This is a genomic window from Pseudoglutamicibacter albus, from assembly GCF_022346425.1.
GTDB classification, from domain to species: domain Bacteria; phylum Actinomycetota; class Actinomycetes; order Actinomycetales; family Micrococcaceae; genus Pseudoglutamicibacter; species Pseudoglutamicibacter albus.
Window position 1 is genome coordinate 21,321 of sequence record NZ_JAKRCW010000014.1, and the last position, 17,050, is coordinate 38,370.

Sequence of the window (17,050 nt, forward strand, 5' to 3'; positions counted from 1 at the left end):
GGGCGTGGTGGGGCGGGTGCTAGCCGCTTGACGTTACGGGCGTGGCGGGCGCGGTGGCTGCGGTGGCTGGCCACCCAGCGAGCCGGCGTCAGGAGCGCCAGCATCGGGAGAACCTGCGTTCGGTGTGGATAGGTCAGAGGCCTTCGGCGCGCCCTTGCCTGCGTCCCCTCGCGCATCTGGTCCCGCATCCTTGCGCGCGGGATCCTTCACCGAGCCCTTAGCCGCATCGTTCCGCGCCGCATCGTTGTTGGTCGCGACGGTCTTCTGTTCGGCCTTCTTCCCTGCACCGTTCTTCTCAGCCTCAGCGTTGCGCACGGAACCGGCCTTGCCGTCAGCGTCCTTACGTTCCGCATCCTTCGTGTCAGCGGATGGCTTAGCGGAGGTGGAGAGTTCGGCGGCTTGGGTCATCGACGGAACACTGCCGTCGGCAGGCAAGAGGTTTCCGGAACGCAGGATCAGCGGGCCGAACAGTGTGAACATGACAACGCCGATCAGGCCGGCCCACGGAAGAATCGCGGGCAGCGCGAACCACAACAGAACAGGGATCAGGATCAGCAAGCCACCGAAGAGCCAGTGGATCCGCATACCGTACAAGGTCGCATCGGGGAGAGCAGCGGCGGCCCAGCCAACCATCGCGGCAGCGAAGAACGCTTCCGGGATTTTCGTGGCCATCGCCATCGCGGCCAAAACACACACCACGGGGATCGCGGCGTTAGCGAGCGCGAGCCCACGCAACGGGTTCTCGCTAGGAAGCCACGCAGGGCCACCCAAGAGCTTCAGCAGCGCCCACGTGATCGGCTGAGCCACCACGGCGCCAACCAGCAACGCGATCTGGCCAGTGATAGGGGAGCCCCACTGGAACAAGGCGGCGGCAACACCCCACCACGCAGCCAAAACGAGGAAAGAAATACCGCCTCCGCGCATCACGGCGCGGGCCTGCCGCTGCGCGGGTTCTAACGTGAAAGCACCCGTGTGAGTGGGTTTTGTGGGGAGAGCTTGTTCCTTGATCATGTCTCCAACCTACCGCGTGGGATGATGGAGACACCATGAGCACTTCCAAGAAACCCTCGCAGAAGCATCCGCAGTCCGCTCCATCCAAGCGTCAGCGTCCGCAGGTTCGACCCACTGCGGAGGGCTGGAAGCAGCCGATGGGCCCCGACGGCCGCCCGACACTCCAGTTCGCGCAACGGCCACGTGTCAAGCAGCCGCCGCAGCATCTTGCCGACATGACGCTTGCTGAGCGGCAAGAGAAAATGAAGGAACTTGGCCTGCCGGCGTTCCGAGCCAAGCAGGTTTCCACACACTACTTCCAGCACTACACGGATCAGACGGAAGAGATGACGGACCTTCCGAAGGATAAGCGTGAAGCGATCGGGGAGGTGTTCTTCCCGCCGTTATTGACCGAGGTCCGCAGGCTCGTGACGGATGACGGGGCGACCATCAAGTTCTTGTGGCGGCTCTTCGACGGCGCCCTCGTTGAGTCCGTTCTGATGCGGTACCCGAACCGCATCACGCTGTGCATCTCATCCCAGTGCGGTTGCGGCATGAACTGCCCGTTCTGTGCGACGGGCCAGAACGGGCTGACCCGCAACATGTCTACCGCCGAGATCATCGATCAGATCGTGAAAGCCAACCGCGTGATCGCTGAGGGTGGGCTCGGTAAGATCCGCGGCGACGACCAGCCGCCAGCCCGCGTGAACAACATCGTCTTCATGGGGATGGGGGAGCCGCTAGCCAACTATAAGCGTGTGATGAACGCGGTGCACCGCATGATCGCCGATGCGCCGGAAGGGCTCGGGATGTCCGCCCGCGGCATCACGATCTCCACCGTGGGCTTGGAGCCGGGCATCCGCAAGCTCGCCGCAGAGAACCTGCAGGTGCGTTTCGCGCTGTCCCTGCACGCCCCAGACGATGACCTGCGTGATGACCTGATCCCGGTGAACTCCCGCTGGAAGGTCGATGAGGTCCTGGATGCCGCCTACAACTATTTCGAGACCACGGGCCGCCGCGTTTCGATCGAATACGCGCTGATCAAAGACATGAACGATCACGGCTGGCGTGCCGACCTGCTCGCCAAGAAACTCAACGAACGCGGCCGCGGCTGGGCGCACGTGAACCCGATCCCGCTCAACCCCACCCCAGGCTCGATCTGGACATCCTCAACAAAGGAAGTCACCCGCGAATTCATCCAGCGCCTCGAGGCCGCCGGAATCCCGACCACGTTGCGCGACACCCGCGGCAAAGAGATCGACGGCGCATGCGGCCAGCTCGCCGCCGCGGAATAGCGGGCCGCGCGTCCCGGTTGTATAGCGGGAGACGATATATCGATCACGTAAGGAGCCAACCCATGGCGACGTTCGAATTGACTGGCGAGAAATTCCAGGAGACGGTTCAGGCTGAAGGCATCACGATCGTCGATTTCTGGGCTGAATGGTGCGGGCCGTGCAAGCAGTTCGCCCCGATCTTCGAGGCCACGTCTGAGAAGCACCCGGATGTTCGTTTCGCGAAGGTAGACACCGAGGCCGAGCAGGGGCTGGCTGCAGCCGCTCAGATCACGTCGATCCCAACGCTCATGGTGTTCCGTGACGGGATCCTCGTATTCCGTCAGGCAGGCGCACTGCCAGCTGCAGCGCTGGAGGACATCCTGGGTCAGGTCAAGGAACTCGACATGGACGAGGTGCGGCGCAAGATCGCCGAAGAGGAAGCCCAAGCTGATTCCGCAGAGTAGATCTGCCTTGTAGCGGGTTGAGCGGGGCCGTGCGCGCGAGCGCCCCGCGATCCCCGGTTTAGAAACCTCGAGCTTAGAAACCCAGGCTTAAATGACGAAGGCCCCGGCCGATTCTTTCGGCTGGGGCCTTCTGCGTCATCACTCGCACCCTTGAGGTGTCTACGACACTACCTGCGTATCCTGGTGAGATCCTTGAGCACTCCAGGGTAAACCTGTAAAAGTACCTGTGAGAATCCTGGGAGTCGATGCTTTCGGTGCCCGGCAGCGTTGGGTTAGACGCGTTGCGAGACCCAGTCGACCAGTTGGTCCGCTAGGCCGGTGTAGGTCTGTGGGGTCAGGTTCAGGAGGCGTTCTTCCGCATCGGCGCTCAGGCCGAGGCTCTTGACGAATTCGCGCATGCGTTCGCCGTCTACGCGGTGGCCGCGGGTGAGGTCTTTGAGGCGTTCGTATGGGTTGTCCATGCCTTCGACCCCCGCGATCGCTTCGGCGCGCATCACGGTCTGTACTGCTTCGCCGAGGACTTCCCAGTTCTCATCGAGGTCAGCGGCGATCACGTCCACTGCGGTGTCGAGGCGTTCGAGGCCCTTGGACACGTTGCTGATTGCTAGTAGCGAGTGGCCGATTGCGGTGCCGATGTTGCGTTGGCTCGAGGAGTCGGTCAGGTCGCGCTGCCAGCGGGACTGCACCAGGGTAGAGGCGAGCGTGTTGAGCAACCCGTTGGAGATTTCGAGGTTGGCTTCTGCGTTTTCGAAGCGGATCGGGTTGATCTTGTGCGGCATTGTGGATGAGCCGGTTGCGCCTTCAACGGGGATCTGCTGGAAGAACCGGATGGAGATGTAGCTCCAGATGTCGGTGCAGAGGTTGTGCAGAATCTGGTTGAAGCGTGCGATGTCGGAGTACAGTTCCGCTTGCCAGTCGTGGTTTTCGATCTGAGTGGTGAGCGGGTTCCAGCTCAGCCCGAGGCTTTCGACGAAGCCGCGGGAGATGGACTGCCAGTCCACTGCTGGTACGGCGGCGAGGTGTGCCGCGTAGGTTCCGGTGGCGCCGTTGATTTTGCCGAGGTATTCGGTGTTCTGGATGCGGCGCAGCTGGCGGGCGAGGCGGTAGGCGAAGACCGCGATCTCCTTGCCGAGGGTGGACGGGGTGGCTGGCTGGCCGTGGGTGCGCGAGAGCATCGGCGTTTCTCGGTCAGCTTCTGCCATCTCGGACAGTTGGTTCACCAAGTCCCACGCGGCTGGTAGCCATACGTCTTGGATCGCGTCGCGGATTCCAAGCGCGTAGGAGAGGTTGTTGATGTCCTCTGAGGTGCACGCGAAGTGCACGAGCGCTTTGAGGTGTTCTAGGCCGAGGGCTTCCAGGCGGCGGCCGATGTAGTATTCGACGGCTTTGACGTCGTGTACGGTGACGGCTTCGATTTCTGCGAGTTCAGTAACGGAATCGGTGTTGAAGTCGGTCACGATGGCGCGCAGGCCGGACTTCTGTTCGTCCGTGAGTGGTTTGAGGCCGGGTAGGACGCTGTTTTCGCACAGGTAGATGAACCATTCGACTTCTACGTGGATGCGGTTGCGGTTCAGTGCGGCCTCGGACAAGTGGTCGATGAGGCCGGCGACTGCGGAACGGTAGCGGCCGTCGAGGGAGCCGAGGGCGAGTGTGGATTCGGACAAGGAAACACGAGAGGCAGACATGCCCCTATTGTCCCATGACTCGCCCTAGCGCGGGGTTTCGTTGCCCACAAGCGCCTCAAGCAGAGCATCTTATCCACAAGCCCTCCCGGGGGAGGGTGCAGGTTTCTACCGTTGAGGAAACGCTACGAAAACGGAAGGAGGCCGTGATGCATGCGTTGAACGATCTGCGTATCAGCGTTGAGTGTTATATCCACATGTTGTATGGCATGGAGTCTGATGTCACAGCGGCTCATGCGGCTGTGAATCGGTGTCAGATTCCGGATTGGAAAGGGAAAGCTAAGCACCGCTACGAATCGGCACGAGATGAGGCATCGCTCATCATGCACGGTGCTGGAGCGTCCTTGAAGGATGTGCAGGCTTGTGCAGCGGCAGCTTTAGCGGCCATCAACGAGCAGCGCATCAGGTTGGGAATCGGGCTAGACCTGACGGGGGTGCAGTGACGGTGGTTGTGGCGAGTGGTTTGACCGTGGGTAATGGCCCCGGTGGTAACGACGCAGGCGGCAACGGTGCCGGTAGGGACCACGGGATGCAGGTGTTTGGCGGTGGTCACTCGATAGAGGTTGTGAGCGGTTCACTCAAACTAGCTGCCGGCGAGATGCGAGCCTATCAACCAGATTGGGGGCGTTTGAGCAGGGCGTGCTCAGACGTGCCGGAGGGGAAAGGCCTGCAGGGGGACGAGTATCTTGAGATCTTTCGCGCGTTGCAACAGGTTAGAGAGGCGGCACGCAAGGCTTCTGAACAGATGATGCATTCCTCTGCTAGCGTCGACAAACTTGAACAGAGCCTGAGTCGCGCGGCAGAGAATTATGAGCAAGCTGAATCGCAGAACCTGTCCACGATCGGGTACGCGGATACGGACGCATCAGTGGGGGCTGTCATCAATATGATGCAGGCGATGCCGGAGTGGAGAGAGGAAATGGCGTTGCTAGCTTTCGCCATTTACTCACCCGGGTTGCTCGGCATGAAGCTGCGAAACGAAATGAATGCGGCTGAGATGAAAAAAGTCGGTGCTAGGACTGTCAGAACTCTGTTCTCCGTGTTGTTCGATTTCGCCCCGAACATTGTGGTGGCAGGAAAAGAAGAGGTAACAACTATGCGTACGGATGCTACGAAACTCACCACGTGGATTGAACACCAACAACTGGCAGGGGAAGAGCGTGGCGCCATTGTGGTGAGTAAGGCTGTGACTTCGTCCGGGGAACACAGGTGGATTGTCACGATGCCAGGAACCAACATGTCCGGGGGCTCAACGTGGGGATTGCGACGTATGGCTCAAGCATTCGACAACAACACCGACGACGTGCGCAAAGCAGTCGAAGCAGCCCTCAAAGAAGCTGGCGCGAAGCCGGGGGACGGCGTGTACCTGAATGGCCATTCGCAAGGTGGGACGCATTCCTTGAACCTGGCGCACGACCAAGAGTTCAAAGAACAGTACAAGCTCAAAGGAACGTTCACAGCGGGCGCCCCTCACGGGGATGACGATCCGCCAACGGATGCGCCGCAATTGATGCTGATCGACCCTGATGATGCGATTCCAGCACTCGGGGCAACTGCCCCGCTCAAAGTTTCACCGAATCGCGTTGCCGTGTTCTCTAAGAGTAGGGATCGGGTCGCAACCAGCAAACCTGACCTGCTCGGTTCAGACCACGGCTCCCATAACTATCTCGACCATGCCCGGGTGGCCGATGGACTCAAAGACACCGCACTCTCGGACATTAAGAAGCAGATGGAACTCGATGATCTGAAGATCACCGAAACCTACCGCTTCAAAACTTCCAACGGCTCAAACGTTCGACTGCCTCCTGTAATACCGCCACCCACAGTCTTGCGGCCGCTCCGTATACGCTTCTGAACCGGGTGCGGGTCAGGCGCCCAGGCGGAGTGCGCGCATCGTCAAGCCGATGAGTGCGGACACGATCGAGACGATCAGCGCACCCAGGATGCCGTCCCAGAAGAACGAGTCAATCGAGAACACGATGAGGCCCGTGAGGTTGGACAGCCACGCAGTGAGCTCGAAAAGCAGTGCGTTGACCACGAGCGCGAAAAGACCCAACGTCAAGCAATAGAGCGGAATGGAAATGATCCGAATGAACTTCCCCAAAGCCGCGTTGACAACGCCGAACAACGCTCCCGCGAAAAGATAGGAGGCCATCACAGAACCCGAATGATCCGAACCATTAACAGGGCCGATGTGGATACCGCTGACGATAGAAGCCGCCGCGGCAAGCGCAAGCGCGTTGACGATAGCACTAATCAAGAGACGCATAGATACAGCATCCCACGCTGCCCTCAACAGATCCTCAACCCCGAGTATGAATCGAGGCAAAATTCAAGCGAAACTCATAGACGAGCTGGCATCGCCACGAGAAGAAAGCGACGCATCATACGAAGCAAGTCGGACACAACCGGCAATGTGTCCAGCCTCACAAACTTGAGGTGCGCGAACGTCCGTAGAAGGAATACCCTAGCGATATGTCTGATGTCACAGAAAACGCTGCAACTCCCTCACCACGCCCCGTAATCGGCCGCCTCCCCGCCTATAAAGCGGGCAAACCGCCCGTGGTGATCCCGGGACTCCAGCCCTATAAACTCTCCTCCAACGAGAATCCCGGCACCCCAGTCCCATCTGTAGCCCAAGCCATCAAGGCTTATGAGGACTACAACCGCTACCCGGACCCGCTCTCCACCAAGCTACGCAACCGGCTCGCAGAACACTTCGACATCCCAGCCGAGGACATCGTTACCGGAACCGGATCGCTTGGCGCTCTGACACAGATCATCAACGCCTTCGCCGGAACCAACGAAGACGGCACAGGCGATGAGGTCATCTACCCGTGGCGTTCCTTCGAGGCGTACCCGATCATCGTGGAAACCGCAGGCGCCACCTCGGTGCAGGTTCCGCTGACCGAAGACCACCGCATCGACCTCGATGCGATGGTGGAGGCCGTCACGGAAAACACGTCCGTCATGATCCTCTGCACCCCCAACAACCCGACCGGCCCCGTGCTGCGCACCGCCGAAGTCGAAGACCTACTGAGCAAGGTCCCAACCAACGTCCTCGTCGTGATCGATGAGGCCTACCTCGAATACCTGCGCGACGATGAAGCCGTCAACGGGCTTGAGCTATACCGCAAGCACCCCAACGTGGTCGCGCTCCGCACCTTCTCCAAAGCGCACTCGCTTGCCAACCTGCGCGTCGGATACTCGGTATCCCAGCCGCACATCACCCAATACCTGCGCAAGGTCGCAGTACCTTTCGGTGTCTCCTCCGTGGCAGAAGCCGCCGCAGTCGCCTCGCTCGATGCGATTGACGAAGTGCTCGAACGCGTCGAAGAGACCGTGCAGGAACGCAATAAGGTCGTTGCCGCGCTGACGGAGCAGGGCTGGAAGATCCCAGAGACTCACGCGAACTTCGTTTGGCTCCCACTCGGTGAACGCGCCGCACAGTTCGCGGAAGCCGCCGGGCAGAAGGCCCTCTCGGTTCGTGCCTTTGAAGGCGAAGGCGTACGCGTCTCGATCGGAGAACCCGAAGCAAACGCACGCTTTATCGAGCTGTGCGCGGAATTCATCGAAGGCAACGCAGGGTTGAAAGATGACAGCTCGGCAAGCAACTAACCCCTGAATATTCCAGTTTCGGAATAGCTAGGGTTGCAAAGTAAATAGCGCATCGGGCCGCAGAATCTCGCGATTTCTGCGGCCCGATGCGCTTTCTTTAACGTCCCGGAGGCATGTAGGCTCACAAAGAGTAGATAACCAGAAAACATCCATTCCAGAAGTGGAATATAAATGATCGTGGCGCGGACACAGCTTCTAGAAACACTCGGCTGATCCCGCTCACGTGAGGAGCGGCATGAAGGTCACCCCTGCGAACAGCGGGCCAGATTCTCGCCAGCTAATGCAACAGGTTCTGAACTTTGAACCCGTGCAGATGTTGGATGCAGAAGGCCGGCGGATCGCCAACCCTGATTGGGACCACTGGGTCACAGACCTCACGGTCGAGGACTATCAGGAGTTCTATCGCGACATGGTCATCGCCCGTCGCGTGGATCAGGAAGGCTCGATCCTGCAACGACAGGGCGAGCTTGTGTTGTGGGTCCCGTTGCAAGGGCAAGAAGCGGCGCAGATCGGGGCGATCAGCGCGGCACGCGCCGGCGACTTTGTTTTTCCGACGTACCGCGAACACGCGATGGCACTGGCACGCGATGTGAGCATCCCGGATCTCTTCCAGCTCTTCCGAGGCGAAGGCCACTCAGGTTGGGATCCCCAAGAGCATCATTTCCAGGTCTATACCCTCGTGCTCGCCGCACAGACACTGCATGCGACCGGTTACGCGATGGGTATCCAACGTGACCAGAACGGCTGGGATCCGGCGAAGCTCGCCCAAGACGGGGAGGCCGTCATCGCGTGCTTCGGCGACGGTTCCTCATCCGAGGGTGACGTTCACGAATCCATGGTTTTCGCGGCAAGCAACCAGTCGCCCGTCGTGTTCTTTTGCCAAAACAACCGGTGGGCTATCTCGGTCCCGTTCGAAACCCAGTCCAGGGTTCCGCTCGCACAGCGTGCCGCAGGCTACGGGTTCCCAAGCATTCGCGTTGACGGCAACGATGTGCTTGCGGTGTACGCGGTGACTCGTTGGGCGCTCGAGCACGCCCGCACCGGTCACGGTCCAGTGCTGATCGAGGCTGAAACCTACCGGCTCGGCGCGCACACCACCGCTGATGACCCAACCAAATACCGCGGCCGGCCGGAGGAAGAGAGTTGGGCTCCGCGGGATCCGCTCGTGCGTGCACGCACGTTCCTCGAAGAGTGCGGGGTCGAGGACTCCTTCTTCGACGAGGTCGAGCAGCAAGCGGCAGCGCGTGCGGCCGAAGTCCGCGAAGCCGTCATGAGCCTCGGTGGGGCCACACTGGATGAACAGTTCGACTACGTCTATGCGCAACCACACCCGCTCGTGGAACAAGAGCGGGCCGAATACCGGGCGTTCATGGACTCTTTTGAAGACAACGGGTTTGAAGACAGCGAGTTTGAAGACGCCGAGCAACTTGACGGTAACAACCGAGCAGGCCACGGGAAGGGGGAGCGAGCGTGAGCACGCAACGCATGACTATCGCTGGCGCGATCAACGCAGGCTTGCGCCGCATCCTAGAAACTAAACCACGCTCACTGTTGATTGGCGAGGACATCGGCAAACTTGGCGGCGTGTACCGCGTGACGGACGGGCTACAGGAAGACTTCGGGGAAGACCGGGTCGTGGATTCACCGCTCGCGGAATCCGGCATTATTGGAACCTGCATCGGTATGGCGATGCGCGGCTACCGTCCGCTGGCTGAGATCCAGTTCGATGGCTTCATTTTCCCGGCGTTCAACCAGATTACAACCCAGCTGTCTAAGATGTTTGCCCGCACGCGCGGCAAAGTCACGCTCCCGGTGGTGATCCGGGTTCCGTATGGTGGCGGGATCGGCTCGGTTGAGCATCACTCCGAATCCCCGGAAGCGCTCTTCGCTCACACTGCCGGCATCCGCATCATGACGCCGTCTTCGCCGCATGATGCGTACTGGATGATCCAGGAAGCGTGTGAGCTGGATGATCCGGTGATCTTCTTTGAGCCGAAGCGCCGCTATTGGTTGCGCGGCGAGGTCGACACCCAGAACCGTGAGGCAGCCCCGGACCAGGCGATGGTTGTGCGGGAAGGCACGGATGCGACCCTGCTCGCGTGGGGGCCAGTGGTCCCGACCGCACTCGCCGCGGCGGCTGCGTTGGAGGCGGAAGACCTCGATATCGAGGTGATCGACCTGCGTTCCTTGAACCCGATCGATTTCGACGCGATCGAGGCCTCAGTCGCGAAGACAGGCCGGCTCGTCATTGCTCATGAAGCACCAACCTTCCAAGGGCTTGGCGCGGAGATCGCGGCACGCATCGGGCACCGCTGTTTCTATGCGTTGGAGGCGCCGATCGAGCGGGTGGGCGGCTATCACATGCCGTATCCACCGTCGCGGGTGGAGACGGACTACCTGCCGAATATCGACCGGATCGTTGATGTGTTGGACCGCACGTTCGAACACTAGGCGCTTTGGAAGGACTTTGGGATGACTACGTTTAATTTGCCTGACGTGGGCGAGGGCCTCACCGAGGCTGACATCGTCGAATGGAAGGTTGCGGTGGGCGATGAGGTCGCGCTGAACCAGCCTTTCGTTGAGATCGAAACCGCGAAATCGTTGGTTGAATTGCCATGCCCGTTCGAGGGGACGGTGACGCGCCTGCACGCCGATGTTGGTGAGGTGGTTGAGGTGGGGCAGCCGCTGATCGACATCGCCCGGCCAGGTGAAGAAACAACCGACGACGCTGCCGCCGGCTCCGCTGCCGCCGGTTCCGGTGCCGGTAAGGACGGCGCGGTTGGTGAGGCGGCGGCCGGTCCGGGCCCGTTGGTGGGTTCAGGTCCGGTTGCGGATAAAGCGACGTTGCGGTCGCGTCGCAGGCGCGCCCCGCAGCATGCGGGCGAGCGGCGCGCGGGTGAGCGTGGTGTGGAGTATGGTGGTCCGGCTGCGCGTGCGCAACGTTCGCTCCCTGGTTCGGTGGGTGTTCCGGCGCTTGCGAAGCCTCCGGTGCGTAAGTTGGCGCGTGATTTGGGCGTGGATTTGCGTGATGTTCCGGCGACCGGCCCGCGAGGTGAGGTGACACGCGAAGACCTGGCGTCTTTCGCGGATAAGCGTCTGGGCACCTACCGGAGCTCGGCCCCGGCTGCCTCGAGTGAGGTTCCGCGGGGAGCTGTTGCCGCATCGTTCGGTGCTGGCATGCACAACGGAGTGTCTGCGGAGCCTCCGGCGGGCGAGGTCACGGTGGTTCCGGTGCGTGGGGTGCGTAAGGCAACGGCGGAGGCGATGGTCCGTTCTGCGTTTTCGGCACCGCATGTGTCGCTATTCGTGGATGTGGATGCGACCCGCACCATGGAGTTTGTGCGCAGGCTGAAGGCTTCCCGCGATTTCGAGGGCGTCAAGGTCACCCCGCTTCTGGTGGTCGCGAAGGCCGTGATGTGGGCGGCGCAACGCAACCCGGAGATCAATTCGACGTGGGTAGAGACGGAGAACGGCGCTGAGATTCACCAGAAGGGCTACATCAACCTCGGTATTGCAGCATCGACGGACCGCGGTTTGATTGTCCCGAACATCAAGAACGCTGACGAGCTCAGCCTTAAGGAGCTTGCGATCGCGTTGAATGACCTGGCGTTGAACGCCCGCGACGGCAAGACCCAGCCGGCGGATATGCGGGACGGCACGATCTCGATCACGAACGTCGGAACGCTCGGGATCGATACGGGCACGCCGATCATCAACCCACCGGAGGCCGGGATTGTTGCGTTCGGTACGGTGCGGGAACGCCCGTGGGTGGTCGATGGTGCGGTGGTACCGCGGTACGTCACCACGGTGGGTGGCTCGTTTGATCACCGGATTGTTGACGGGGACAAGTGCGCGGTGTTCTTGGCGGACATCGCCGCGATCCTCGAGGAACCCGCGCTACTGCTGGACTGACCGGCGCGGGCGGTCGCGCCACCCCGCCTAGCTCGCATCGCCAGCCTCACACGGCCGCGCCCTCCCGCTTCACACGGTCGTCGACCGATGTGTATCTAGCGTTGTTTCGTCATCATGGCGGTTGGGTGTTCCGGCCGCCGGTTTGTCCTTATAGGGTTGAGGTATGCCCATCCGTAATATTCGTGCTGCTGCTCTTCCTGCCAAACTTTCGAGGTCTTGGCTGCTCGTTAATGCTTTGAAGCCAGAGATTTTTGGTAAGGCGTTGGCGTCTGAGACTGATTCGGTGATTTTCGATATGGAGGCGCCGATCCCTGAGGATCAGAAGGAAGAGGCGCGGCAGAACGTTGTTGAGGCGTTGCATGCGGGGATGAGTGGTTGGGTGCGTGTGAACCCGATTCGGTCTGATTTTTGGGCTGATGATTTGAAGGCTTTGCAGGGTGCCCCTGGTTTGCGTGGGGTGATGCTTGCGGAGACGGAGAAGCCTGAGCAGGTGGCGTTGACTGCGATGCGGTTGGCGGCTGGTACTCCGGTGTTGGCTTTGATTGAGTCGGCGTTGGGTATTGAGAATGCCACTGAGATCGCGTCTGCGCCGGGTACGTTCCGGTTGGCTTTCGGTGTGAATGATTTCCGTAAGGATACGGGCGCTGGTGGTGATCCGTTGGCGTTGTCGTATGCGCGGGGGAAGCTGGTGGTGGCTTCGCGTGTGGGGCGGTTGCCTGGCCCGATTGATGGCCCTTCGGTTCCGGCTGCGGATGATGTTGAGGTCACTGAGGATTGCGCGGTGACGTCGAAGATGGGTATGACGGGCAAGCTGGTTTTGAATGTTGATCAGGTTGAGCGTGTGAATGCTGGTCTTTCGCCGAGCGAGGATGAGTTGAAGTGGGCTCATGAGTTGTTGGATCAGCATGCGGAGGGTGCGCCGATGACTGATGGTTCGTATTTGCCTCGTTTGAAGCGTGCGCAGAAGATTGCGCAGCTCGCTGATTCGTATGGGTTGTGGAACGCCTGATGTCTACGACGTATACGTATGTTGCTTGCCGGGATGAGGGCAGCATTGAGGCTTATGTTTTGGATGATGCTGAGGGCCGGCTGAACCGTTTTGCGGTGGTTGAGGGCCTTGAGGATGTCGCGATGTTGGCGATGGATCATCGCCGCGGGATCTTGTATGCCGGGCAGGGTGGGGCCTCGCATGAGCATCCGTTGTTGTGGGTTTTCACGGTGGTTGCTGGTGGCCGGTTGTTGTTGCGGGGGACCGCGCATTTGCCGTGTTCGGCGGCGTATTTGGAGTTTGATCCGACGTCTGGGGATGAGCATCCGGCGGTTGCTGGTTCTGTGGGCCGGGATGGTTTGTTGGGGGCGAGCTATTTCGGGGATGCGGTGTTCCGTGTCATGTTGGATTCGCAGGGTTTGCCTCAGGAGGGTCAGCCGGCGTGGATTGATGATGCGGCGGGCCGTGGAATGCGTTGTGTGGTTCCGTCTCCGGATGGCCGGCACGTGTATGCGACGAGTTTGGTTGATGACCGTGTTGTGATTTATCGGCGGGGTGTGACTGGTGAGCCGCCGTTGGTGCGTTCCGGGACGGTGAACGCGCCTGCGGGTTCTGGTCCGCGGCATGTGATGGTTCACTCGGAGGGTACGCATGTTGCGTTGCTGACTGAGCTGAGCGGTGAGATCTTGACGTTCCACCGGGATGCGGAAACGGGTGAGTTGGCTGAGTTCGCGAGGGTCCGGGTGGATGAGCCTGAGGATGAGCTCGCGCCGGGTTACGTCCGTGGTGAGGGTTGCGGCCCCCTACGCATCGACGGCGATGAGCACAGCGATGCTGATGAGCAGGACTCTGGCTTGCCGGAGCGTCCGATGTGGGCTGCGGGTCTGATGCATGCCCGCGGCGCTAACTATATTTTGGCTACGGAGCGCACCACGAGTGCGTTGACGGTGTTTGATACGGGTTCGCAGCCGCGCCGTAGGGCGCGCACGCGCACGGAGGAGCGGCCGCGTGCTGCTGCGGTGGCGCCGGGCCGTGAGCTGGTTTTGGTGGCTGGCGAATTGTCGGGGCATATCAGCGTGTATCGGATTACGGAGCACGGGATTTTGAACCCTACGCAGCGGGTCGCGACGGGGGCTCGTCCTGCGGCGTTCGAGTTCTATAGGAAGTGACTACTGAGCCGTAGATATTACTTCAAGCTGGGTGGTGCTTGTTGCGATCTTGATAAGGTCGATAGGGTCAAACACTCCGGGTTGGTGTGTTGCGACCTTTGCGTTTCCGCCAATCCTCAAGGGTGTATCCCTTATCTGAGGTGGAAGATACGTGAAAGAATTCATCATTGACCGCTGGGGGCAGATCCTCTTCGCGGCGTATCAACACATGTCGCTGGTGGTGCAGTGTCTGATACTTGCCACCGTCATCGCTGTCTTGTTGGCGGTTTTGACGGCGCGCATCCCGTGGCTGGCTAATTTCGCGATGGGTCTGAGCTCGGTCGGGCTGACCATCCCGTCTTTCGCGCTGATTGCGTTGATGATTGGTCCGTTCGGTTTCGGCCCTACGCCGGCGATTGTGGTTGTTACGTTTTTTGCTGTTTTGCCGATTCTGCGTAACGCGATTGTGGGGTTGGCGGAGATCCCTGCGGAGACGCGCGAGGCAGCCCGTGGGATTGGTATGAGCCGGATCCGTTCCCTGGCGACGGTTGAGTTGCCGCTCGCGTGGCCGGTGATCATGTCTGGTATCCGTGTTTCCGGCCAGATGGTCATGGGTGTGGCCGCGGTGGCTGCTTATGTTTTGGGTCCTGGTTTCGGGACGTTTATTTTCGATGGTTTGGCTCGCCTTGGCGGGGCTAATGCGTTGAACTCGGTGGTCGTTGCTGTGGTGGGCGTGATCATCTTGGCTCTCATTCTTGACTTGATTCTTTTGGGCGTCTCTCGCCTCACTATCCGGAAGGGTATCCGTGTCTGATAATTCTGTTGCAACCCAGTCGGCTGACTCTCTCGAGCCGAGTTCTGAGGGGACTGAGGCGTCTCGTCATGGTGCCCGGATCTATTTGGAGGATGTGACCAAGCGGTATCCGGGGACTTCGACTCCGGCGGTCGGTGGTTTGACGATGGAGATCCCCGCCGGCTCGATTGTTGCGTTGGTGGGCCCTTCGGGTTGCGGTAAGACCACGACGTTGAAGATGATGAACCGGCTGATCGAGCCGTCTGAGGGCAAGATCTTCATCAACCAAGAGGACATCACCGGGATGAACGGTGATAAGTTGCGCCGCAAGATCGGTTATGTGATCCAGGCTGGCGGCTTGTTTCCACACATGACGGTTGAGAAGAACATCGCTTTGGTTCCGAAGATGCTCGGCTGGGATAAGAAGCGCATCAGCGAACGTGTTGATGAGTTGCTTGAGCTGGTTTCTTTGGATCCGAAGGTGTATCGGAAGCGTTATCCTAAGGAGCTTTCGGGTGGTCAGCAGCAGCGTGTGGGTGTGGCTCGCGCGCTGGCGGCTGATCCGCCGGTGCTGCTGATGGATGAGCCGTTCGGTGCGGTGGATCCGATTACGCGCCAGCGGTTGCAGGATGAGCTGCTTTCGATCCATGAGGAGCTGGGCAAGACTATCGTGATCGTGACCCACGATTTCGAGGAAGCGATGAAGTTGGGTGACTGGATCGCTGTGTTCGATGTGGGCGCCCAGTTGGTTCAGTATGACTCGCCTGAGGCGATCTTGGCTCGGCCTGCCAACGAGTTCGTTGAAGGTTTCATCGGGGCTGGCGCGGGTATCAAGCAGTTGTCGCTTTCGCGTGTGCGTGAAGTGGATTTGTTTGAACCGACGGTGGCTCGCCCTGGCGAGAAGGCTTCGGATGTTTTGTCGCGCGTCCAGGCGGCAGGGCATCGGAGGGCGGTCGTGGTTGATTCGCGTGAGCGTCCAATCCAGTGGCCTACCCGTCGTGACTTGTCTCGTATGGAGGTCATCTCGGATCAGGTGGTCGATGACCTTCCGGTGATCGGCATGGACGCCACGCTCAATGACGCGTTGGATGCGATGCTTGTAGCAACCACGGGTCATGCGATTGTTGCGGGCCGCCGTGGCGCACTCCGGGGTGTTGTGGACATCGAGTCCGTGACGGCGTGGATTGGTCAGGCACGCAAGCTGGCCGATGATCGCAACGCGCCAGTGGGTATGAACTCGGGCGCGATCCCGGCGGTCGCGACGCAGTCGGATGCCAACCGTGAAGGCGACACCCCGATGCCGGAAGCCGACGCCCCAGCCGTAGCCCAAGCGTCGGCCGAAACCCAGACCCCGGAAGGGACTGAGGCGCAAGCGAAGCCCGATGCGGGCAACGCTGGTGAGGATGGTCGCCTGTGACGAGCCAAGCTACTGCGAAGAAACCGAAGGTCACCTCGCATAACTGGCTGGGGCTGGGAATCCAGCTGCTGGTTTTGCTGGGGTTGATCGGGGCGGTCTTCATTTATCTGGCTGCAACTGACCTGAGCCCCACCGCCGCATCGACGCTGTCTCCGAAGAGCCTGGCAGAGCTGACTGTTCAGCACATCGAGCTTACGGTGGTTTCCACGCTGATCGTTTTGGTGATCGCGATCCCGCTGGGCGTACTGCTGACCCGCAAGCCGCTGCGTTTCCTGACCGGCCCCGTGATCGCGGTGGCGAACATCGGGCAGGCCGCACCGGCCATCGGGCTTGTGGTGTTGCTGGCTATGTGGATGGACTTCGGGTTCTGGTCCGCGGTGGTAGCACTCGTGGTGTACGCGGTGCTTCCGGTGCTGCGGAACACGATGGTGGGCTTGGATGGCGTGGATCGGCGCCTGATCGAGGCTGGCCGCGGCATGGGCATGTCCTCTCTTTCAGTCCTGTTCCGTGTTGAGCTGCCGCTCGCGGTCCCGGTGATGCTCGCCGGTATCCGTACCGCGTTGGTTCTGCTGGTTGGTACAGCAACGCTAGCGACCTTCATCGACGGCGGCGGTTTGGGGCTGCTCATCACCACGGGCGTGAACCTGTCACAGACCACCGTTGTAGTGGTGGGCGCAATCCTGGTTGCGCTGCTGGCGTTGGTAATCGACTGGGTCGGGCGCGTAGTCGAGCACGTCGCCCGTCCTAAAGGCTTGTGAGGTGGC

16 protein-coding genes are annotated in these 17,050 nt (G+C 60.6%); 13 read left to right on the plus strand and 3 right to left on the minus strand.

The window, feature by feature from the left end; genetic code table 11:
* Positions 1-33: 33 nt before the first annotated feature.
* A complete protein-coding gene (locus MHJ63_RS08440) occupies positions 34-1,011 on the minus strand; it encodes a DUF7010 family protein (protein WP_239447126.1) in 978 nt (325 codons plus the stop codon).
* A 35-nt stretch (positions 1,012-1,046) separates the two neighbouring features.
* Here MHJ63_RS08440 and rlmN point away from each other — a divergent pair, with 35 nt between their 5' ends.
* Positions 1,047-2,285 (plus strand): dual-specificity RNA methyltransferase RlmN, encoded by a 1,239-nt coding sequence (gene rlmN / locus MHJ63_RS08445; RefSeq protein ID WP_239447140.1) that lies wholly within the window; start codon positions 1,047-1,049, stop codon positions 2,283-2,285.
* Positions 2,286-2,347: 62 nt separating this feature from the next.
* Positions 2,348-2,728: a thioredoxin gene (trxA, locus tag MHJ63_RS08450; protein ID WP_070491612.1), complete on the plus strand. Its 381-nt coding sequence runs from the start codon at positions 2,348-2,350 to the stop codon at positions 2,726-2,728.
* Positions 2,729-3,000: 272 nt separating this feature from the next.
* Here the strand turns inward: trxA and purB are convergent, their stop codons facing one another.
* Positions 3,001-4,413: an adenylosuccinate lyase gene (gene purB / locus MHJ63_RS08455; RefSeq protein ID WP_239447142.1), complete on the minus strand. Its 1,413-nt coding sequence runs from the start codon at positions 4,411-4,413 to the stop codon at positions 3,001-3,003.
* Between the two features lie 146 nt (positions 4,414-4,559).
* Between purB and MHJ63_RS08460 the strand changes: the two genes are divergently transcribed.
* Both MHJ63_RS08460 and MHJ63_RS08465 read left to right on the plus strand, forming a co-directional pair.
* A complete protein-coding gene (locus MHJ63_RS08460) occupies positions 4,560-4,853 on the plus strand; it encodes a hypothetical protein (protein WP_035756384.1) in 294 nt (97 codons plus the stop codon).
* A gap of 26 nt (positions 4,854-4,879) precedes the next feature.
* Positions 4,880-6,265: a hypothetical protein gene (locus MHJ63_RS08465; RefSeq protein ID WP_239447144.1), complete on the plus strand. Its 1,386-nt coding sequence runs from the start codon at positions 4,880-4,882 to the stop codon at positions 6,263-6,265.
* A gap of 12 nt (positions 6,266-6,277) precedes the next feature.
* On the opposite strand, the gene MHJ63_RS08470 is transcribed toward MHJ63_RS08465, so the two are convergent.
* Entirely contained in the window at positions 6,278-6,679 is a 402-nt protein-coding gene (locus MHJ63_RS08470; RefSeq protein WP_035756387.1) for a phage holin family protein, read from the minus strand.
* A 206-nt stretch (positions 6,680-6,885) separates the two neighbouring features.
* Between MHJ63_RS08470 and MHJ63_RS08475 the strand changes: the two genes are divergently transcribed.
* From MHJ63_RS08475 to MHJ63_RS08515, 9 genes are all read left to right on the plus strand, one after another.
* Positions 6,886-8,028 (plus strand): histidinol-phosphate transaminase, encoded by a 1,143-nt coding sequence (locus tag MHJ63_RS08475; RefSeq protein WP_239447146.1) that lies wholly within the window; start codon positions 6,886-6,888, stop codon positions 8,026-8,028.
* Between the two features lie 235 nt (positions 8,029-8,263).
* Positions 8,264-9,502, plus strand: coding sequence for a thiamine pyrophosphate-dependent enzyme (locus MHJ63_RS08480; RefSeq protein WP_239447148.1), 1,239 nt, complete (start codon positions 8,264-8,266; stop codon positions 9,500-9,502).
* An 11-nt stretch (positions 9,503-9,513) separates the two neighbouring features.
* Positions 9,514-10,479 carry an alpha-ketoacid dehydrogenase subunit beta gene (locus MHJ63_RS08485; protein ID WP_239447180.1) on the plus strand — a complete coding sequence of 322 codons (966 nt, stop codon included), beginning with the start codon at positions 9,514-9,516 and terminating at the stop codon, positions 10,477-10,479.
* A gap of 21 nt (positions 10,480-10,500) precedes the next feature.
* Entirely contained in the window at positions 10,501-11,940 is a 1,440-nt protein-coding gene (locus MHJ63_RS08490) for a dihydrolipoamide acetyltransferase family protein (RefSeq protein ID WP_239447150.1), read from the plus strand.
* Positions 11,941-12,103: 163 nt separating this feature from the next.
* Entirely contained in the window at positions 12,104-12,949 is an 846-nt protein-coding gene (locus MHJ63_RS08495) for an HpcH/HpaI aldolase/citrate lyase family protein (protein WP_070491623.1), read from the plus strand.
* A complete protein-coding gene (locus MHJ63_RS08500) occupies positions 12,949-14,097 on the plus strand; it encodes a lactonase family protein (protein WP_239447152.1) in 1,149 nt (382 codons plus the stop codon). The genes MHJ63_RS08495 and MHJ63_RS08500 overlap by 1 nt, the downstream gene beginning before the upstream one ends.
* 151 nt (positions 14,098-14,248) lie before the next feature.
* Positions 14,249-14,890 (plus strand): ABC transporter permease, encoded by a 642-nt coding sequence (locus MHJ63_RS08505; RefSeq protein ID WP_035756395.1) that lies wholly within the window; start codon positions 14,249-14,251, stop codon positions 14,888-14,890.
* Entirely contained in the window at positions 14,883-16,286 is a 1,404-nt protein-coding gene (locus MHJ63_RS08510; protein ID WP_420876147.1) for an ABC transporter ATP-binding protein, read from the plus strand. The genes MHJ63_RS08505 and MHJ63_RS08510 overlap by 8 nt, the downstream gene beginning before the upstream one ends.
* A complete protein-coding gene (locus tag MHJ63_RS08515) occupies positions 16,283-17,044 on the plus strand; it encodes an ABC transporter permease (protein WP_420876148.1) in 762 nt (253 codons plus the stop codon). Before MHJ63_RS08510 ends, MHJ63_RS08515 begins: the two co-directional genes overlap by 4 nt.
* Positions 17,045-17,050: the final 6 nt, after the last annotated feature.